The following is a 20,182-nucleotide window of genomic DNA, read 5'->3' as shown; positions in this document are numbered from 1 at the left end:
TGGGGCAATAACCTCGCTCTAAGTCTAAACATTTGGCGATGAAGTCTTGCGCCATGCGAACGCGGAGAAGCCGTTCGAGGGTGCGAGACATTCAACATGGTACAAAGATATGTCGGGGGTAGAGCTATCGGACCTGATCGGCGAGATCTACGACGCCGCGCTTGAGCCGGAGCTGTGGGAAGTGGTTCTGCAAAAATCATCGATGTTTGTCGGTGGAGGCGCAGCCAGCATCTATGCGAAAGATGCTGTCAGCAAGACTGCGGACTTGACTTACAGTTTCGGGGTCGGCGGAGAATTCCAGGAAAGCTACCGCGACAAGTACGTCAGAATGGACCCCACCACGCCGGGGTTCTTCTTTTTCGACGTCGGCGAAGTCGTCGATACGGCCGACATCCTTCCTTATGACCAGTTTCTCGACACGCGCTTTTACAAGGAATGGGTGAGGCCGCAGGGCTGGGTCGACATGGTGACGTCGGTGCTGGACAAGTCGACGACCAGCTACGCCGTTTTCAGCGTCTTCCGGCACGAACTGAATGGACGGTCGGATGAGAATGCGCACCGTCGCATGAAGCTCCTGGTGCCCCATGTCCGGCGCGCCATTTTGATCGGCAGGACCATTCAGCTTAATCGCACCGAAGCGGCGACACTGGCGGACACGTTTGACAGCCTTGCCGCAGGCGTGTTTCTCATTGATGTCAAAGGGCGTCTGGTCCGCGCAAACCTGAATGGCCACATTATTCTTTCCGAAGGAACGATTCTGCGTGCGGCAGGCGGGCATTTGATTGCCATCGATCCGGCTACCAACGAAGCGATGCTAGCCGCTTTTGCTTGCGCCGAAATGGCGGATGCGAATTTCACGGCGCATGGAATTGCCGTGCCGTTGGCCGGGACTAACGGGCAAAACCACGTCGCCTACATTCTGCCGCTGACCTCACGCGCGCGGCAAAGAACGGGCGTGGGGTACGCAGCCGCGGTCGCCATGTTCGTGTGCAAGGCGCAGGCTGAATCGCCGCCCGTGCCCGAAGTCATTGCGAAACTCTACCGTCTGACGCCGAGCGAGCTTCGTGTTCTGCTCGCTGTGTTCGAATCCGGCGGAGTGCCGGAAATAGCCGAAGTGCTCGGCATTTCCGAGGCAACGGCGAAAACGCACCTTAACCGGCTGTTCGCGAAGACCGGCACCAAGCGCCAGGCCGACCTGGTGAAACTAGTCGCTGGATTCGCCGGCCCGCTCGCCAAATCGGATTGAACCCTCGATAGGCAGCACCTGTCGCAATTCCGTGTAGCGCGCCCCTGCGGCCTGCGAGCCACAGGCGGTGTGGAAAGTTGCGCGATCGAAGCCAGTCAACCGTTTGGTTGATGCGTCGAATCGCCCCTTGTGGTCGAACTCGCAGACATCTTTCGACAGTCGGGGTAGTTATGAAGTTTGCCGTTTGGCTTGCGGTGTCGGGTGCTGCGCTGGGCATTGCAGGCGTGGCGTCGGCGGCCGATGCCGCCAAGGCGCGCTCCGACCTCCCGCTGGTCACGAAGGCGCCGCAGACGGCGCAAGAGAGCGTGAGCCCGCAATGGACCACGACATTTGCCAGCGAGGTCCGTTACTATTCGTGGACCAGCAATCGTGGATCGCCGACCGGAGTGAACCTTAATCCGGGCAGCGGCACGCAGGTCTATGTTCCGTACGCGCTGCAGCTTGTCGGTTCGCCGAGCGATCAGTTCAAGGTCGAGCTACTCGGGCGCGGCGGCTGGGTGCGATCGCGTCAATCGACCCTCGGTTTGACCGGCGAAGTTGACACCGCCACCGACACCGTTGCGTCCGGCACCGTCACATATCTCGGCCTTGACGGTGTTCAGCCGTTTGCGTCGCTGAACGTCAACATTCCGACCGGAACAGCCGCCTTGGCCGGATCGGCCGCCAATGCCCGGTTGGATCCCGATCTGGTCGAAATATCCAGCTTTGGAGAAGGCTGGAATATCGGGCCGACGATCGGCTTCAATCTGCCGATCACCCCCGATCTCATCTTCACGACGAGCGCCGGTTACACCTTGCGTGGCTCGTTCGATCGCGAGAACTCGCTGACGCCGCTCGATCCCACGTTGCCGCCGTCGACAGCACAGGTGCCGACCAGCCTTAAGCCCGGCGAGGTCCTCACCCTGACGGCAGCCTTGGCATCCAGATGGGGAGCATGGTCATCCCAGCTTTTGGGTTCGCTGTCGGAGGAAACCAAAACTTTTGAGAACGGCATAGCTCTCTACAAGCCCGGCAGGCGCTACCTCGCCGCTGCCACGATGTCCTATGGCTGGCCGGAAACATGGGGTGTGACGACGCTGAATGCCGCGATCGCACATTCCGACCGCAACGACGTGCTATTTCTCGGCGCACCTGCGCTGGTCACCGAGCCCTTCAACACCAACTCGAATGTGTATCGGGTTGACCTGCAGCACCTCGTGCCGCTCGGCCCGATCTGGTTGGGGCCGACCGGCAGCTACCTGCATCGCGACAAGAATTCCTACAACACGCTGACGTTGCAATACGTGCCAGCCAAGGAGCGTATCGGCGCGGGCATGATCGCGCGCTACGCGGCCACAGACCAGGTCACGTTCAATCTGCGCGCCGAGCGCGTCTGGACGCGCGAGGACGAAAAGGACGCCATCAACGGCCAGGTGTTCAGCGTGTTGGCCGATGCCTTCGTCAAAGGATCGGCGGTGCCGGTGGTGTCGGGCGATGCCTGGCAAGTTTTAAGCGGATTGAACGTCAGGTTCTAAGGGAAGCGACATGAGAGACTTCAACCAAAAACACCGCAGTGACGTGCTGCGTGAAGCGGAACCTCGGTATACGGTGGAAGGCCGGTCCTGGCTTGCCAATGCCATCATCAATTCGGTCGCTGCCAAATCGGCCGTCGATGATCCGACCCGGGAACGGCAGACCGTTCAGGCGCCTGCCATCGTCCGCTATTTCGGGCGAACGCGCCGCACTGCACGCCGCTCCGCTTTCTCGCTGATGCTGCGCGCAACAATCCTGTCGACGGTTTGCCTGATCTCAATTTGCTTCAGCCACTCGGATGCGCCGGCGGGTTGCGGCGAGGGCAAGACGACGGCCGGTCAATGCGTCAACAGCGGACTTGCCGAGACTGCACGGCAGGCAGCCGTCATCTTCTCGCAGCCGAAAATTTCGCAAACGGCCTATCCGGTGCTGCCGTCGAGCGACCCCAGCTACCGTTATCCCCACCAACTTAATTCCGTTCCGCTGAAGGCGAGCGCCACCGGCGTACTTGCGCCGAACTAACCGAGTGTTGCGCGCGCGACCGCCGGGTTGCGAACGAGGCTAGATGACAACGACAACCTCCCATTCCCAAGGAGCGACCATGAACAAGTTTACTATTTCCGCTGTGCTGGCAGCAGCGGTCCTTCCCACGTTCGCCGTTGCCGCCGACGATCATCACGCAACGGTGCAGCCCGATGCGCTGAAATGGACCGCACCCGCGGCCTATGCGGCGGGCGCGCAGTTTTCGGTGATCAAGGGCGATCCCACCAAGGAAGGCATGTACGTCGTCCGCTTGAAGGTACCGGCGGGTTTCAAGATTCCCGCGCATACCCATCCCAACGACGAGAACGTGACGGTGTTGTCGGGTGTCTTCCATATCGGCACCGGCGACAAGCTCGACGAAAAGAAGGGCGAGACGATCAAGGCCGGCGGCTATTCCTACGTCGCCAAGGGCATGACGCATTATGCGGTCTTCCCGGTCGAGACCGTGATCCAGCTTCACGGCATGGGGCCGCAAGGCATCACCTATGTGAACCCGGCCGACGATCCGCGGAAGAAGTAATTTCCAGTGGAGGGACGCCTGGCGCAACAGCGCTGGGCGTCTTGCGATTACGTGAACTCAACGGCGTGTTTCGGGAGACAGCAACGGTAGTTTGAAAAACTCTCGAAACTCTTACGGGAATCCTATGCAACGGCCGTCGCCTACTGAAACGCGCCTAATTTGAGCAAGTCACGGTATGGTCAAACCCCACCAGCACCAAATTCAAGGAAAGATCTTATGCGAAAAACCATCACTCTCCTTTCAATTGCTTGTGGGGCGTTTGCGTCGATCGCAGCGACCGCGATATTAATTCCTTCAGGTGCTGCAGCAGCAAAGTCGAACGCCGACTGCTGGAAGCGTCACGATAGCTGCTCGAAAGTATGCGCCGGGCGCTCGATTGGAAGAGATGGTTGCTACCGAAAGTGCGATGTAGCAGTCACGCATTGCCTCAAGAGCGATTCTCAACCGCAGGCGGCGCTGCCTGATACCCCAAAAGGCCGTCCGATAAAGCCGGGTGTCACCATCCCCGGCACCAGGCCGGGCGGCGGAATCCTCGACACCACGCCAAGCATTCCCTCGCGAGGACCTGCCTCAACCGGGACGCGCGCGCCGAACTGAGCGCGCGGGACGCAACCGAAGATCTACTCCACACCAATCACGGCCAAACGCGGCAGGGCAGGCTCCCAGAGGATCCGCCCGGAATCATCAGTTTGGCGCCGAGATCTTTCACGAACAGGAGATACCAATGCCTCTCTTGCTCGATCCGCGGATCGTTGAAAAACACCGCCCGCGTTTTCACGCTGACGGCCGCATGTACCGTCGGACTGCTGGTGTCGGCTTCGCTCGATTCTGCCCAAGCCGGTAAAGGATTTGGCAACAACGCGTCGGGCGGCAACAAGGCAATAATGGTGCAGACCACGAAGGCCTTCTCAAATTCGGGTGCGGGTTAATTTCCTCCCGGCACCCAGATCCGCGATCACCGGACGTGCAAGAAGAATTTTGCTGGCCAGTGCCGCCCCACCAGACCCGGACGATGATGACGGCCCGGCGAACCTGACCCGCATATCTTAGAACGTCCTTATACGTCTTTTAGAACGTCATGGGCTCGAGACGGCTGCAGCCTGCATCGTAAGATGGCCGGTGATTTTCGGGCGGGGGCCGTGTTGACGCTTGACAGTTCGGAGCGGGAATTTAGGCTGTTTGCTCTCCACGAAGTGGTTCGACGTCACCTTCTAGAGACATTGGTCAGATCAGCCACCGGAAGAGAGGAGGAACGAGGCCGCCTCCGCAGGATGCCGTGAAGATTGCGCGGCCGATAGTTAGCCTTCGCACAAGTGACTTGCTTGGAAACGATATGTCGCGACCGGCCTGCGTAGCCGGAAGGGCAAGGCGGAGATTGGCCTTCGCGCTTGCGGCGGTTTCCGGCGCAGGTGCAACGAGTTCTCGGTGCAAGGAGTTCTCCGGCAGAACAGACCTGAGCGGCCACAAGCTCGCCAACAACACGTATTGCTATGCTCTGGATTTTGCGTCCGGCTTCGCCGACGGAGTCCGGACTGACATAGATGGCAACATGCAGCATGGGATGGACCGATCCGAGGAGGGATGCAATCCGCTGCCATAGGCAAGCGACGAACTAATCGGCAAGGTTCACCTGCCGGAGACATTCAGTTGCGGAGCTCAGGTTTTGCGCCTCGGATCATTCGTCACCGATCTGAGGGCCGGTGCACGATCTGCGAAGAATCGGTCAGGCAGCATGACGCCGCAAGACCGAGGCAGACTGCGTACCGGATGTGATTCCGGTGATGTAAAAAAGCGAGGAAACCATGGCAATCAGGGCAAGATACCTCACGGGCTGTGCTGCACTCGCGCTCGCCGCGGTGGCCGTTGCGCCACCGGCGATTGCGCAACAGGGATCGACGGTTGATCCCGCGCGCCTCCAGGCGGCCGAGCAGACCCCGAATGACTGGCTGACCTACCGTGGCGGCTACAAGTCGTATAACTACAGCGCGCTCGATCAGATCAATACGAGCAACGTCAAAAACCTTCAGGTCGCGTGGATCCACATGCCCGGCCGCTCGACACGCGGCCTGCAGTCAACGCCGCTCGCGGCCGACGGCGTGTTGTATTATTCGGGCTCCTACAGCCGCGTCTATGCGCTCGACGGCGCGACCGGCAAAATGATCTGGTCGTACTTTCCCGAGCTCGACGAAGAACTCGTCTCGATGCAGACGCACTCACCGTATAATCGCGGCGTCGCGCTCGGCGATGACAAGGTCTTCGTCGGCACTGTCGACGGGCGCCTCATTGCGCTCGACATGAAGACCGGCAAGCCAGCGTGGGACACGCGGTTGATCGATTCCAAGAAGCACACCGTCGGCTTCACGGGCGCGCCGCTTGTGGTGAAGGATACCGTCATCATCGGCAGCCAGGGCGGCGAGTGGACTTCGCGTGGCCCGCTTTTCGGCGTCGATATGAAGACGGGCAAGAAGAAATGGGAATTCTTCACCGTCGCCGGCACCGAGGACGCCAAGGCGACCTGGGGCAATGAATCCTGGCGCACCGGTGGCGGTGGCGCTTGGATGCCCGGCGGCTACGATCCCGAGACCGACACCATCTGGTGGGGAACGGCGAATCCGGCACCGCTTTACGACTGGTCGGGCGCGGACTGGCAGAAAAGCGGGCCGCGGCCAGGCACCAACCTCTATACCACTTCGGTGATTGCACTCGACCCCGATAACGGCAAGCTGAAGTTCCATCACCAGGAGCTGCCGCACGACGCCTGGGACTTCGACTCGGCGGTCGGTGAGTTCGTGATGATCGACCGCGACGGCCGCAAGCTCGTCGTGCATCCGAACAAGGGTGGTTTCGTCTTCGTCTACGATCGCACCAACGGGAAGGTGCAGAACGTGTGGCGGCTAGTGAAGAACATCAACTTCGTGAAGGATATCGACCCGAAGACCGGCGAGTTGATCGGCCGGCGTGATCTGTCACTCGGCAAGGCGGACTCGCCGCTTTGCCCGGCGATCCCCGGCGGTATCAGCTGGAACTCGGGCTCCTACAGCCCGAAGACCCGCCTCTGGTACAAGATCGGGCAGGAATGGTGCCAGGAAATCGAGGTGGTGAAGACCACGCCGATCACCGAGCCGATGGCGCAGCTCAACATTGGAGCCAACTTCAAGCTCGTCCCGCCGCCGGACGGACCGGCACGCGGACATCTCAGTGCCCGCGATCCCGTGACCGGCGACAAGAAATGGGAGGTCACTTACAGCGAGCCGCCGCTCGCAAGCATCCTCGCAACGGGAGGCAATTTGGTGTTCGTACCCGATGCGCGCGGCGTGCTGCACGCCTACAATGCCGAAACCGGCGAGGAATTATGGTCGCACAACAACGGCGTCGGCCATAATGGCGGCATCATCAGCTACAGCGCCGGCGGCAAGCAGTATATCGCGGTGCCGGCCGGGTGGGGCGGCATGGTGGCTGACGAGTACCCGCCCCTGTTCGGCGAACCTTACAAGAGCATGCCGAAGGACGCCGGTGCCCTCATCGTCTTTACGCTGAAGCAATAGTGATCATGATGGGGAGGCGGTGGGGTGCGATCGCATCCCGCCGCCGCAGTTCTGATGCGAATATCGAAATCGATCATTCTCGCCACCGGCATTGCATTGTTGTGGACCCTCGGCGGCCACGCGCAGCAGAGCCAGCCTCCCAATCAAGATCAGGCGGCGAGCCCCAACGACATCGAGGGCGGGCAGATGTTCGCAACCTCATGCGGCTTCTGCCACCAGGACGGTGGCCGCACCACCGGCAAGGGGCCGAAGCTCGCCGGGACAACACGCGACAACGACTTCCTCGCGGAGCGGATCAGGAAGGGCAAACCCGGAGCCATGCCGGCCTTCGGCAACGCTTTTTCGGAAAGCCAGATCATGGCGATCGTAGCCTACATCCGGTCTCTCGAAGAGTGACTCACGCCATGCGACTGATCGTTCTTGTAACCCTGCTGCTGTTGTTCGGTGCCACCAATGCCACCGCGCGTTCGCTTGAAGCGATCCGCCAGCGCGGCGCACTCACGCTCTGCGCGCACCCCAACGCGCTGCCCTTCGCCAGCAGGCACGGCGCCGTTCCCGGCTTCCAGGTCGAAATCGCCAGAGCGCTGGCGAAACAGCTCGGGGTCTCGCTGGAACAGCAGTGGGTGGTCAATAGCTTTCAGTACCGCCGCGCCGGCTGCGACATCGTCCTTGATGCGATCGCCGACCGGGCCGCGCTGGCAGAGGTGGGGCTGCGCATGTCGCGGCCCTATCACCGCAGCGGCGTCGCGCTGGCGGTTGCAGCCAGGTCCAGCGTGGCGTCACTCAGCGACTTGGGATCGAGCCAGCGGGTCGGCGTACAGGTCGGCTCGATGGCGTCCATGATGCTCGGCAAGCAAGGGATCAAAATCTCGCCGTTCGCGTTCGAGGACGAGATCATGGACGCGCTCGCAAAGGGCGAGATCGACGCCGCGGCGGTCACGCCCGCCGCAATTGGCTGGTTCAACCGAACCCATCCTGATGGACCTGTCCGCCGCATTCCCGCCTTCGAAGATGATCCCAACTTGAACTGGAATGTCGCTGTCGGGATGGTCAGTCCAGACGAGAAGCTGAGGCAAGGTGTCGACGCGGCGCTCGAAGCATTGCTTTCCGACGGCACCCTCGCTCGGATTTGCGCGAATTACGATGTCGAATTGCAGCCGCCGCAATGAGTTGGGATCGAGAAGCGCATCACGCGCGCCACAAGCGTGTGCAAGCGAGAGCCCGGCTCTCCGCCGCAAGTGTGACCGGCAAGTCCTCAGTCATGCGCGCTGAAGCGCCCATGAGGTGCGTTGGCCGTCAGGCGCGCAAACTCCGTATGATCTAGACGAAGCAGCGTCTCGTGATCGCCGGCCTCCACATAAACCTCGGGCTGCGCGTCGATGCTATCGTCGACGATGAGATCCAGTCCGTAGCATTTGCCAACCGCCGGAACAGCACCGTGCGCGCAGTCACGGAACAGCTGACCGATCTCGGTTTCGTCGGCCATGCCGACATCGTTGCCGAGTTTGGCCCTCAGTTCCGACAGGCGGAGGTGGTGCGATGCGGGCATCACGGCCAGCATATAGCCGCCGTCGCGCCGCAAGACGACGCCTTTGGCGAGACGATCGCCCGAGACGTGGCATGCTTCAGCCGTGCGCGTCGACGACACGGTGAAATCGTGCGGGATCTCCTCGTATTGGATGTTTTCAGCGGTCAGATATTTCTGGAGGGTGGGAGCAATGGACATGATGTGACCTCCGGTGCGATATGCAAACCGTCCACCGTGCGGTCTTCCCGTGGACCCCCCGCACAATGGCGGCTGCCTGATTATAAAGCCAACATAGGTCCTGCATCCGCCAGCTGCAATTCGTCAGCGACCAAATCTATCGCGAGAGAGCCGGGATCCTCGCGCTGCGGACGGTAACGGGCGGCAGAGAAACGTCTTCGACCATCAGCGAGTGCGGCGATATCCGACGGTGCTTTGTTCCAAGCTAGAGCCGCCGGGACCGACGAACGTGAGGCATTCGATGGTGTAGTTGCGGGGATTGGCGTACCGTTCCGCATGCGGGAACCTGCTGCCTGCCCCGCCTGTTTTGTGTGGTCGCTGCAATCGCAATTGCGGGCAGCCCGTGCTGAAGGAGGATCCCATGTACGCCGCCATTCGTCAGGGAAAGGCAAAGTCTGGCATGGCCGAAGAGCTGGCACGCAGGATCAAGGAGGGTGCCATTCCGATCATCAGTGATGTCGACGGTTTCATGGCCTATTATGTGGTCTATGCGCCGGACGACACGGTGACGGCGATCAGCATCTTCAACAATCATGCGGGAGCGGAGGAATCCAACAGGCGCGGGCTCGCGTGGATCGAACAGAACCTCGCGCCTCTGCTCACCGGGCCGGCCACGGCGATCGCCGGGCCGGTGATCGTGCACACGTTGGCATAGAAATACGCGCTCACGTTCGGCGTACGGATGTACCATCCGTTGGCGTTGTCAGGGGAAGAGCCCCGCTTTTGCTCATTGCTCCCTTCATGCGGGTCAGGCTGACTTAGCGAGCAAGCCATCGGCCGGTGCGGCGCTGACCTCAAAAAGCCGAAACAGCCTCACCGGTTCCGCCGTCCCGGCGACGGACAAGCAGCCGCATCCTATGCCCTGACGCGTCAATCCAGACCAGGAATCAAGCGGTCAGCGTCCCTCATTTCTGCTATCATCACATCATGACGATCGGGATTACAGGACCCGAACGCAAGGTACCAGGGCGAAGCGCCGTGGTCAGATTCACCATTGCGGCCGTCGTCATCGGAATTTGCCTGTTCCTGCTCAAGCTCGCGAGCGATCTCCTGGTCGATTGGCTGTGGTTTTCATCACTCGGCTACCCGCAGGTTTTTTTGACGACGATCATTGCCAAAGCCGGTGTCTTTTTCGCCGTTTTGACGGCGACCGCCCTCATCGTTTGGCTGAACGGATGGGTCGCAGTTCGATTTGCCCGGCGGCAGCCGGCGCAAGCTGCCCCCGCCTCCGTGTGGAAAGCCACAGGCAGCGGACCGCCGCCCGATCTGTTCACGCTCATTCGCGATCGGCTGCCGTGGTCCCTGATTATCGCAGGCGGTGCTGGTTTGCTCGCTCTGCTAGTGGCCGCAGCCGAAGTCGGCAACTGGGGTGTCTTCCTGCGGTTTTTCTATCACGTGCCATATGGCGCAGAGGACCCGCTCTACAACAAGGACATTGGTTTCTATCTGTTCGTACTGCCTACCTATATCCTCATCAAGAATTGGATGCTGCTCACACTCGTTCTGAGCGCGCTTTTCGCCGGAGCGATCTACTGGGCGCACGGCGACATCGAATACGACATTCACCACCGATCACTATCGCCGACGGTGATTGCTCACGGCTCAGCGCTCTTCGGCCTTCTCTTCGCGGTGAAGGCTTGGTCCTATGGGCTCGACCGCTATCTGCTGCTCTACGGTGATAACGGCGTAGTGGTCGGCGCAAGCTACACCGATATATATGTGGGGCTCCCGGGCCTGTGGTTGATGATCGGACTTTCGATCATCGCGGCATTCGCCGCGTGGGCAAACCTCCGGGTGCGCACCTACCGGCTTCCCGCCGCCGCGATCGTGCTCGTCGGCGTCGGCTCTTTCCTGCTGTCCGGCGTAGCCCCTGGGCTGTTCCGGCACTTCTTCGTCAAACCAAGCGAGTTGCAGCTGGAGAAGCCCTACATCGAACGCAACATCACGCTCACCCGGCAGGCATACAATCTCGATAAGATCGCAGCCAAGCCGTTTGCTGCCGAACAGAAGCTTACCCTCGAGGCGATAGAGGCCAACAAGGCGACAATCGAGAATATCAGGCTGTGGGACTGGCTGCCCTTGTCGGATACCTACGCCCAGCTGCAAGAAATCCGCACCTACTACAAATTCCATCATCTTGACGTTGATCGCTACTGGCTCGATGGCTCCTACCAAAGCGTGATGCTCTCGGCTCGCGAACTGCGGTCCTCCTTACTGCCGCCGAACGCCCAGACATGGGTTAACCGCCACGTGCTGTTTACTCACGGTACCGGCGCGGTGATGAGTCCGGTCACCCGCAAAAGCACTGAAGGACTGCCGCTGTTCTATTTGCGGGATATTCCTCCCGTCGCAGACGAAGGCCCCAAAATCCACGAGCCGCGCATCTACTACGGCGAAGAGAGCGACACCTACGTCATCGTCAAGGGGAGCACACCGGAGTTCGATTATCCGAAGGGAAAAGACAACGTCTATGCGGCCTATGACGGCGCCGGCGGCGTTCCAATCGGAGCGATGGTATGGAGAATGCTGTTCGCTTACTACTTCAACGACCCGAACCTCCTGCTCTCGACCTACATTACGGCCGACAGCCGAATCATGATCCGGCGCAATATCCAGGAACGGGTGCACACGATCGCTCCGTTCCTCACGCTCGATCATGATCCCTACCTTGTTATCAGCAATGGCCGGATGTTCTGGATGCAGGACGCCTACACGACGAGTTCCTATTTCCCATCGGCGCAGCCTGCACAAGATCTCGATCTCAACTACATCCGAAATTCGGTGAAGGTTATCGTCGACGCTTACAACGGGACCGTCGACTTCTATCTGATGGATCCCGGCGACCCGATCGCGGCGACCTACCAGCGCATCTTTCCGAGCTTGTTCAAGCCGTTCGCTGCGATGCCTGCAGACTTGCAGAAGCACATTCGCTATCCGGAGGACCTGTTTCTGATTCAGGCGCAGCTGTATCAAACCTACCACATGGACGCGGCCGACGTTTTCTATAACCGCGAGGATCTCTGGCAGTTTCCGCGCCAGCCGGGCGGCGGCGGGGTCTCAACGATGAATCCATATTATATCATCATGCGGCTGCCCGACGAGCCGCAGGCCGAGTTCTTCCTCATGCTTCCCATGGTGCCGAGCCGCCGCGACAACATGATTGCGTGGCTCGCTGCGCGCTGCGACGCGCCCGACTACGGCAAACTGATCGTCTACGAATTCTCCAAGGAGAAGCTCGTCTACGGGCCGTTTCAGATCGAGGCGCGGATCAATCAGACTACGGAGATCTCGCAACAAATCACGCTGTGGAATCAGATGGGATCGCGGGTGATACGCGGTGCGAACTTGCTTGTGATCCCGATCGAGAACTCGATCCTTTATGTAACGCCGCTCTATTTGCGGGCGGAGCACGGGCACCTGCCGGAGCTGAAACGTGTGATCGCAGCTTACGGTGAGCATGTGGTGATGAAGGAGACGCTCGCCGAGGCCTTGTCAGCGCTGTTCATAGAACCCGGCGCAGCGCCGCCAGTCTCAAATACGACAGAGGGCACAAGCCCGGCGGCAAGTCAGGCACGGGAAGCGCTCAATCGCTACAATCAAGCAGTGGAGCGATTGAAATCCGGAGATTGGAAGGGCTTCGGCACGCAGTTTGATGCAATGCGCGGGCTTTTGGAGGAAATGAACCGACAGTCCACCGGCCAGTAGTGCCTCGAATTCGCAGCCTCGTGCTGCTTCCGCCCGGAGCAGTTAGATTGCGAATGCCGACGCGACGTTCGCACGTCTATGCCGAATGGCGCGCCGAACTGCTTCCACTCAGAACTTCCCGGCGGCACCGCGATCGGGGAGCGTCGGCACGCAACGGCAACGCCGCATCTAACCGGCGATCTTCTTGAGATTGAACGACTGTCGGACCTCCGCTCTTGCAGCCCGGTCAAATGGCCGGGGCGAACCCGGCTATCCGGCCGATAGTCTGGGCATACGGAATCGCCAGTTTGTTCCTATCTGAAATGGATAGGAGTTGCCCATGACCGGTCAAGCAGACCTCTTAGCCCAATTCTCGAACGCGCTGGCAACGCGCGCAGAAGCTGCAAGAAATGCGATTGTCGCTATCCGCGTTGGACATGGGCGGCATATCACGGGGATGGTGTGGCGATCCGAGATTGTTGTCGCCTCCGAGCAGTCGCTACCGCGAAAAGATGATTTTGAGGTTGTCACGGCAGACGGCCCAGTCCTGACGGCCAGGATCGCCGGCCGCGATCCCGGCACCAATATTGCGATTCTGCGGCTGGCAGGGTCTGTTGCGCCGCCACCGATCGCCGCCGGCGAGGCGCATACCGGCGCAGTTGCCCTCGCGATCGGAGCAGACGGAATGGGTGGCGCGAGCGCGCGGCTTGGGCTCGTCAATCTCTCCGGGGCCGAATGGCACAGCCGCCGCGGCGGCCTCATTGACCGGCGCATCGTCCTCGACCTTCGCCTTGCCCGCCGCGAGGAGGGCGGGCCGGTTTTCGACGCTGCGGGCGCTTGCTTGGGCATGTCGACCTTCGGGCCACGCGGCCAGGTCATTGCTATTCCGACCGCAACCATCGAACGCATCGTCCCGCTGCTGCTCAAAGACGGCCGCATCGCGCGCGGCTGGCTTGGTGTGGCCTTGCAAGCTGTCGCCGTGCCCGATGCGCTCCGCGAGACCACCGACCAATCCAGCGGCTTGATGGTCATGTCGGTCGTTGAAGACGGCCCTGCGGCGCAAGCAGGGATCGTGGCGGGTGACATCATCCTGAGTATTGACGGTAAATCGACGCATCGATTTTGGAATATCGCCAGGCAATTCGGTGCCGACAGCATCGGGCGAAAGCCCGATCTTCGCCTGATCAGGAGCGGTAGGGTGATTACGGTGCAGACGACGATTGCAGAACGGCCCGCCGCATGAGTGAGGCGGCGAGCAAACTGGCGCCTAGCGGGCGGCTGCGCGTTGCCATCTACGCCATGGATCCGCTGCGCCGTGCCGCCTTGAGCAGAGTGGTCGCCGAGGCCGGGCATATTGTTGTCGGCGCGCAGGACATTGCAGACGTCGTCCTGGCGGACGGCGACTGCCTGCCGGGTGAAACCCGCCCGGTCGTCACGCTCGGAGGTGCTGATTATGACTTGCCGGGCGTGCTGTCCCGCCATGCGGACGCGAGCCAGATCGATGCTGCAATACGAGCGGTGTCCGCGGGCTTGATCGTCCGCGTTCCCGACATGATGGATGCTGGCTTTGGCGCGATGCGCGAGACCCATGGTCACGCCCTTCTAACTCCGCGCGAGCTCGAAGTGCTTGCAACGCTTGCGGAAGGCATGACCAACAAGGCCATTGCGCGCCGATTGAATATCTCGCTGCACACCGTGAAATTCCATATTGAATCCTTGTTCCGAAAATTGGGCGCGCGCACCAGGACTGAAGCCGTGGCGAAAGCCGCCGAACGCCGTCGCCATGAGACGATGACGTTGTGACAAGATAGCGCGAAGGGCTGTGCGGAAGCGCTACGATCTGCAGCGCGCCGAGCAGGAACTCCGCCGAGCAGGAACTCGGAGAGAACCTCAAGGTTATTCCGACATCGCGAGCAGCATGAGAGCTGGAGCCGGGCTCACTCGATGACCCGGGCTCACTCGATGACAATGCGTGGCGCCGGCTTGCTCGCGCTATCCGAGGTGATCGACGACCAGAGGCTGCGGGCGATATCGGTATAATGCCTCGCATGCACGCCGTCGGGTTCGGTCGCGACAATCGGGCGACCGTCATCGGAGGTTTCGCGGATCTGGATATCGAGAGGGATGTCGCCCAAAAACGGAATTCCGCGCATCTCAGCCTCTTGCCGTGCGCCGCCATGGCCGAATATCGGCGTGACATGATTGCAGGTCGGGCAACAGAAGCTGGACATGTTTTCGATCAGTCCCAGAAGCGGGACGTTCACTTTCTGAAACATCGCGATGCCGCGCCGCGCATCGATCAGTGCGATGTCCTGCGGCGTCGAAACAATCACCGCGCCGGTAATCGGCGTCTGCTGCGCCATGGTGAGCTGCGCATCGCCGGTGCCCGGCGGCAGATCGACGACCAGAACATCGAGATCGCCCCATGCTACTTCGCGAAGCATTTGAGTGATCGCCGAGATCACCATCGGCCCGCGCCAGATCATGGCGAGGTCTTCTTCGACCAGAAAGCCGATCGACATCACCTTGACGCCAAAGCGCTCCATCGGTTCAAGCATGCGCGGACCGACCAGGCGCGGCTTGCCGCGCAGGCCGAACAGTTTCGGCTGCGACGGGCCATAGATGTCGGCGTCAAGAATGCCGGTTTTCAGCCCGATCGCGGCAAAGCCGAGCGCGAGATTGCATGCGGTGGTGGACTTGCCGACGCCTCCCTTGCCGGAGGCGACTGCGATCACATGCTTTACGCCGGGAAGGCCGGCCGCTCTCGAGGTCGCGCGCGCGCGCAGGTCTGGGTGGGTGGCGGACACGATGGGCTCCTTACGATCCAAACGGATCGCCTTTCTTCGCATCGCGCGCGCGCAAGTAATCGTCGGTGGACATCACCGGCGGGCGCTGCGGGGCAGCATGCGGATCGAAGCTCTCGTTCACCACGGCTTCGACACGGCAATCTGCGCACATCTTGATGACGTCGATCCGCCTGGCGTTGGCGCCCTGGAACATCCAGTGCTTCTCGCCGAGCTTGGCGAGCACGCGCTCGATCGAGCTCTTGGTGCCGAAGGGCTTGCCGCAGGCAATGCAAAGGAAAGGCTCTTCCTCCTTCAGTACCCGAAGCGGCGCGTTCCACGCCTTGAAATCGAGGCGCGGCTCAAGTGTAATGACTTTCTCGGGACAGGTCGCTTCGCAAAGCCCGCATTGCACGCAGAGGCTTTCGGTAAATCGAAGCATCGCGCGATCGGGGTTGTCGGACAGCGCGCTGGTCGGGCAGGCCGTGACACAGGCATGGCAGAGCGTGCAGCCCTCGACATTGAGGTTCACACCGCCGAACGGCGCTCCCGGCGCCAGCGGCACGATGTCGACAGGCGTCGGCGCGGCGAGGTGGAGTTCGCGAAACGCGGTCTCCAGTACACTGCGTTTGGCGCCGCGCGGCACAAAGCCGGCAGGCCTTGGCGTCGCGACGCCAACAGGCGCGGCATCGAGCATGGCGCGTAGCTGGTCCGGATCGTCGGTCTCGATGATCCGCACCAGCCCTGCGCCGAAGCCGAGCGCCGAAATAATGCTGTCCGACATCTCGACCGTCCGACGGAGCCCGAGAGTGTCGTGCCGCGGCTTGGCGCGCGTCACGATCGCCGCGCCGCTGCCGCCATAGGCAAAGACCGCCGCGATGATCTCCGGTCCGAGCTGCGTCACCTCGTTGACGCGAAGCGGCAGCACATTCGCCGGCAAACCGGCGCCGAACCGCGCCAGGGCGTCGATGATTTCCTCGCCGTGCTCGCCGTCGTGGAACAACACGATGGCGTCGCTGCCACCAGCCTTGCGATAGGTTTGCAATAACGTGCGCAACCGCCGCATCAGCGCGTCGGCGCTCGGCAGCGAATAGGATGCCGCGCCGGTCGGGCAAGCCGATGCACACGAGCCGCAACCGGCGCACACATTGTCGTCGATGACGACCGCATTGCCGTTCGGCGTGATCGCACCTGTCGGACACAGATCGAGACAGCGCGTGCATCCGGTGATGGCGGAGCGCGAATGGGCGCAGAGCGACTCTTCGAAGTGGATAAAGCGCGGCTTGTCGAATGTGCCGACCAGACCGCCCGCATCCGCAATCGCACGTTCGACGGCGGTCCGGTCGCGCGGATCGGCGCGTAGATATCCCGGCCGCAGTTCATGCGCCGGGAACATCGGAACGCCGCCGCTGAGATCGAGGATCAGGTCGCAGGTCGAAGTTGCGCCGTCCCGCGAAGGCCCGAACACCAGCTTGGCGCGCGAGGAGGGCAATGGCAGCGCGTAGTCGTCGATCGCAAGCACAAAGCCGCCGAGATGTCCGCGGGCGTTGCTGACGGTGCCCTTGAGAACAGGAAATTCGTTCGTCCTGCGTGGCGTCACATCACCGGGCTTTGTCAGAAGCACGGTGATGTCGAGACGGTCCGCGAGGCGCTGTGCGGCCTCGATCGCGATCTCGTCGCGGCCATAGATCAGCGCGACGCCTAAGCTCTCGAGCGTCACCAGAGAAATCGGCGGCATCTCTTCGGCTGCCGCCGCAATCAACGCCGCGGCTTTTGGACCGGCCGCGGCGGCGTCGTTCGACCAGCCGCCGGTTTCGCGAATGTTGACAAAGGTGAGTTGAGCTTGCGGTGAATTCTCCGCGACTTCCTTGAACAGCGGAGCTTCCTGGGTGCAGGCGACCGTGATCGGTACGCCATCGGCAAGAGCGTCCTTGAACCGCTCAAGCTCGAGGCCGCAGAGCTGGTTGGCCTGCGTGATCTTTCCCGAGCAGCCGCGCGCGATCGCCTGCCCATCCAGCGGCATGGTCTTCTCGCAGCTGCAGATCAGGAGGTGAGACGATGACGCACTCATTGTGACTTACCCTGAACCGGCCTTCCCGGCGCGGTGTTGTTAGAGTGCCCCCGCGGTACCTGCTAAGATCAAATTCTGCAAGTTCAAGGCCGGCTCGCCTCGTGCCCTTGACCGGGATAGCATACACCGGCCAATTGCAAAGCCCTTAAGGATGAATGTCCATGATGTCGCGTCTTGCAGGCGTAGAGCAAACACTCGATCTGCCGCCTGGTTATACTTTGGTGGCGCTGCGCGAAGTTGGCGACGCGTTTGCCCATGGCTGCAACATCGCCGCTGAAGCGGGTGCCGGCACGCTGGTGTGGGTGCGCCGCTACGATCTGATCGAATTTGCGGTGGTTCTGGAACCCGACGAGCCGCTGGTGTCGGCGCGCCGGGCGTTCTTTGCCGGGATGAATGCCGCGGCAGACGCGATTGCCGCCCATTGCCCGCCGGAGCGGGAAGTGGCTTTCGACTGGCCGGATGCCATCCGGTTCGACGGCGGATTGCTTGGCGGCGGCCGGCTCGGCTGGCCCAAGGATTGCCCCGAGGGCGAGGTTCCTCCGTGGCTGGTGTTCGGTATCATCCTGCGCGCGGCGGACATGGCCCATATTGAAGAGGTGCAGGCCGCTGCCGGCGTTTCGCTGTTGAGCGAAGGTTTTGAGATGGTCGATACCGATGCGATCATCGAGAGCTTCACCCGCCATCTGATGACCGGATTCGACCAATGGAACGAGCGGGGATTTGAGGCGATCGCGCGGGATTATCTGGAGCGGCTTCCCAGGCGCAAGGCAGGCGAGCGCCGGACCATCGACCTCAATGGCGACCTCCTGGTCGCTTTGCCGGCCGGCAGCGGGCCGCCCGACCGGGCCGGTCTTGTGGATGCACTTGGCCAGGCGGCTTGGTATGATCCGCAAGCGCGCGGTCCGAAACTCGGATGAGGGCGACATGTTGAGATTTCCGCGGACCATCAGGCTCGACCCGTCGGATACGTTTGTTTTCGAGCGGGCGGCGGAACCCGGCGAGTGGGCGGTTTCCGGCGCGTTCGTGTTCTGGAACCGGGACCCGGCGACGCTCGGCCAGAAGCAGCGCGTGGCGCTACGCTCGGGCTTTCTTGGTATCGACAGTCTCGGCTGGTCGACGCTCGCTGTGGTCACCGAGGCGACCGAGGCGGACAGGCAAGCCATGGTCGAGCGCCTCGCAGGCCGGTTGCTGGAGAAGTTTGGCGCGCCCGATCTGGAGTCTGCGCGTCTTGCCGCCGAAGAAGAGGTCGCGTTTGCGGCCTCGCTGTGCGATCACCCGCCCCAGACTCTGCTCGCCGTGCAGCGGAGCGTCGAGAGCGGCGAAATCCGCGAGCGCTTTCGTACATTGAAGCCGCGCGAAGCTGCAGCGGACGGCGACCGGTTGCACGCGCATGCTCGGGCCTTTACCTTTCATGAGGTTGAAGGCGACATCGAACCTGACGAACAGGCCGATCTTCTCGGAATGATCAAGACGACGGATCGCACATGAGAGAATTCTGGGTCGCCTCGGGCCACCACCTCACGCACCGTGCCGAGCATGGCGGGCTCGTTGCGACGCCCGAATTGATCATGGCCTATCTGGCGCGGCCTGAATTGATGCCGCCAACCGATGCCTGCGAGGCCGAACGCCAGTTGCATGCCAGTCTGCTGGCAAATCCTCTGCGTCCGGTCTCAAGCGCGGACATTGCCGCGCTCGCCGACGCCGATGCGCGCGAGAACTGGACCTTTATGATGAACTTCCGCGACCGGCTGATTGCGGCGCCGTCGCTCGAGGCGTTGTATACGTCGCTGGCGCGCAAGGGTGCCGGCGATCTGCCGCCGATCTTTGTGTCTCAGCTCTGCCATCTGATCTTGCGCAACGCGCTTGAGGGTTGCGACGATCCGTACACGCTGCGCGCCGCCGAGTTGTTCTATCGCAGCCAATCGGCCACCGTCCACGACGGTGCGCTGCTGTTGGCCGATGCGGAAGTGGTCGAGGCGCAGCAACACGCGCAACATGACATGCATGCGTCGCCGCTCACGGCTTTGCTTCAGCCGCACGCGTTCGGCGAGATGGATGTGATGGACGACGAAAACGCCTGGAGCTACTGGTCGCGTTCGGACGCGCATGCGATGGTGATGAACATCGGCGGCAATCCGAAGGCGCGCGCCGGGCTGTGCAGGGTTATCGAGCGATGGATTGGCCATCTCCTGGGCATTGCCGTCAACGTCGAAACGGTCGCCGCGATCGAAGACCGCGACTGGCGCTGGTTCGTCGGTCTCGACAGCGAAGGCACGCGGATCGGCAACGCCTTATGGAACGGCGACGCGCTGGACGGCCATACCGAGGAGCGCATCGTTGCCCTGATGCGGCTGAACATCGAGGACACGCGGCTGGTGGACGAACGCGTCGGCAATAAGCCGATCTACCTCATTCTGGCGATGGGCGGGGACAGAGTGGTGCGCGTCAAGCCGCAAAATCTGGTCGCGGGGCTACCGCTCGCGGCCACTGCGGATATTGCATGATCGACCGGC

General features: G+C 61.6%; 17 protein-coding genes and 1 pseudogene. 14 read left to right on the top strand and 4 right to left on the bottom strand.

The genetic code is table 11. The annotated features are described in order from the left end of the window. The first annotated feature begins 46 nt into the window (after positions 1 to 46). The 4 genes from N554_RS0134415 (at position 47) to N554_RS0134400 (ending at position 3,821) form a co-directional block, all read left to right on the top strand. Complete coding sequence (locus N554_RS0134415; protein WP_156042272.1) at positions 47 to 1,246, top strand: helix-turn-helix transcriptional regulator; 1,200 nt, start codon at positions 47 to 49, stop codon at positions 1,244 to 1,246. Between the two features lie 170 nt (positions 1,247 to 1,416). After that, positions 1,417 to 2,760 (top strand): hypothetical protein, encoded by a 1,344-nt coding sequence (locus N554_RS0134410; RefSeq protein ID WP_029587596.1) that lies wholly within the window; start codon positions 1,417 to 1,419, stop codon positions 2,758 to 2,760. 10 nt (positions 2,761 to 2,770) lie between these two features. Further along, positions 2,771 to 3,280 carry a hypothetical protein gene (locus tag N554_RS0134405; protein ID WP_029587595.1) on the top strand — a complete coding sequence of 170 codons (510 nt, stop codon included), beginning with the start codon at positions 2,771 to 2,773 and terminating at the stop codon, positions 3,278 to 3,280. A 79-nt stretch (positions 3,281 to 3,359) separates the two neighbouring features. Next, entirely contained in the window at positions 3,360 to 3,821 is a 462-nt protein-coding gene (locus N554_RS0134400; RefSeq protein ID WP_029587594.1) for a cupin domain-containing protein, read from the top strand. 634 nt (positions 3,822 to 4,455) lie between these two features. Here N554_RS0134400 and N554_RS0134395 read toward each other — a convergent pair. Next, complete coding sequence (locus N554_RS0134395) at positions 4,456 to 4,698, bottom strand: hypothetical protein (RefSeq protein WP_156042271.1); 243 nt, start codon at positions 4,696 to 4,698, stop codon at positions 4,456 to 4,458. Between the two features lie 925 nt (positions 4,699 to 5,623). On the opposite strand from N554_RS0134395, the gene N554_RS0134390 reads away from it, so the two are divergent. Genes N554_RS0134390 through N554_RS0134380 form a run of 3 tightly spaced genes read left to right on the top strand, consistent with a single transcriptional unit; the run spans position 5,624 to position 8,535 of the window. After that, positions 5,624 to 7,366, top strand: coding sequence for a pyrroloquinoline quinone-dependent dehydrogenase (locus tag N554_RS0134390; RefSeq protein ID WP_029587592.1), 1,743 nt, complete (start codon positions 5,624 to 5,626; stop codon positions 7,364 to 7,366). Between the two features lie 24 nt (positions 7,367 to 7,390). Further along, complete coding sequence (locus N554_RS0134385) at positions 7,391 to 7,762, top strand: c-type cytochrome (RefSeq protein WP_245283811.1); 372 nt, start codon at positions 7,391 to 7,393, stop codon at positions 7,760 to 7,762. 8 nt (positions 7,763 to 7,770) lie between these two features. Further along, positions 7,771 to 8,535: a substrate-binding periplasmic protein gene (locus N554_RS0134380; protein WP_029587590.1), complete on the top strand. Its 765-nt coding sequence runs from the start codon at positions 7,771 to 7,773 to the stop codon at positions 8,533 to 8,535. 86 nt (positions 8,536 to 8,621) lie between these two features. On the opposite strand, the gene N554_RS0134375 is transcribed toward N554_RS0134380, so the two are convergent. Continuing rightward, entirely contained in the window at positions 8,622 to 9,092 is a 471-nt protein-coding gene (locus N554_RS0134375; protein WP_029587589.1) for an aminoacyl-tRNA deacylase, read from the bottom strand. A gap of 400 nt (positions 9,093 to 9,492) precedes the next feature. On the opposite strand from N554_RS0134375, the gene N554_RS0134370 reads away from it, so the two are divergent. The 4 genes from N554_RS0134370 (at position 9,493) to N554_RS37725 (ending at position 14,618) form a co-directional block, all read left to right on the top strand. Further along, entirely contained in the window at positions 9,493 to 9,786 is a 294-nt protein-coding gene (locus N554_RS0134370; protein ID WP_029587588.1) for a hypothetical protein, read from the top strand. 272 nt (positions 9,787 to 10,058) lie between these two features. Beyond that, the gene (locus N554_RS0134365; protein ID WP_081851561.1) at positions 10,059 to 12,836 is read left to right on the top strand and encodes a UPF0182 family membrane protein; all 2,778 of its coding nucleotides are present in this window, start codon (positions 10,059 to 10,061) and stop codon (positions 12,834 to 12,836) included. 319 nt (positions 12,837 to 13,155) lie between these two features. Beyond that, the gene (locus N554_RS0134360) at positions 13,156 to 14,058 is read left to right on the top strand and encodes a S1C family serine protease (protein WP_029587586.1); all 903 of its coding nucleotides are present in this window, start codon (positions 13,156 to 13,158) and stop codon (positions 14,056 to 14,058) included. 56 nt (positions 14,059 to 14,114) lie between these two features. Beyond that, positions 14,115 to 14,618 (top strand): response regulator transcription factor, encoded by a 504-nt coding sequence (locus tag N554_RS37725; RefSeq protein ID WP_197033844.1) that lies wholly within the window; start codon positions 14,115 to 14,117, stop codon positions 14,616 to 14,618. A gap of 152 nt (positions 14,619 to 14,770) precedes the next feature. On the opposite strand, the pseudogene N554_RS0134350 reads toward N554_RS37725, so the two are convergent. Together N554_RS0134350 and N554_RS0134345 are read right to left on the bottom strand one after the other, a co-directional pair. Further along, positions 14,771 to 15,568, bottom strand: a pseudogene (locus N554_RS0134350) (Mrp/NBP35 family ATP-binding protein); the annotation flags it as partial. A gap of 64 nt (positions 15,569 to 15,632) precedes the next feature. Next, complete coding sequence (locus N554_RS0134345; protein ID WP_029587583.1) at positions 15,633 to 17,621, bottom strand: 4Fe-4S binding protein; 1,989 nt, start codon at positions 17,619 to 17,621, stop codon at positions 15,633 to 15,635. Positions 17,622 to 17,830: 209 nt separating this feature from the next. Between N554_RS0134345 and N554_RS0134340 the strand changes: the two genes are divergently transcribed. Genes N554_RS0134340 through N554_RS0134330 form a run of 3 tightly spaced genes read left to right on the top strand, consistent with a single transcriptional unit; the run spans position 17,831 to position 20,173 of the window. Continuing rightward, entirely contained in the window at positions 17,831 to 18,586 is a 756-nt protein-coding gene (locus N554_RS0134340; RefSeq protein WP_156042270.1) for a biotin/lipoate--protein ligase family protein, read from the top strand. A gap of 7 nt (positions 18,587 to 18,593) precedes the next feature. Beyond that, positions 18,594 to 19,157 (top strand): DUF6505 family protein, encoded by a 564-nt coding sequence (locus N554_RS0134335; protein ID WP_029587581.1) that lies wholly within the window; start codon positions 18,594 to 18,596, stop codon positions 19,155 to 19,157. Next, entirely contained in the window at positions 19,154 to 20,173 is a 1,020-nt protein-coding gene (locus N554_RS0134330) for a DUF6352 family protein (RefSeq protein WP_029587580.1), read from the top strand. The genes N554_RS0134335 and N554_RS0134330 overlap by 4 nt, the downstream gene beginning before the upstream one ends. The last annotated feature ends 9 nt before the right edge of the window (positions 20,174 to 20,182 follow it).

Origin of the sequence: Bradyrhizobium sp. URHD0069 (assembly GCF_000701345.1) — a bacterium.
In the GTDB taxonomy this organism is placed as follows: Bacteria; Pseudomonadota; Alphaproteobacteria; order Rhizobiales; family Xanthobacteraceae; genus Bradyrhizobium.
The sequence above is the reverse complement of the archived record's forward strand: the minus strand, read 5'-3'. Positions and strand labels throughout refer to the sequence as shown.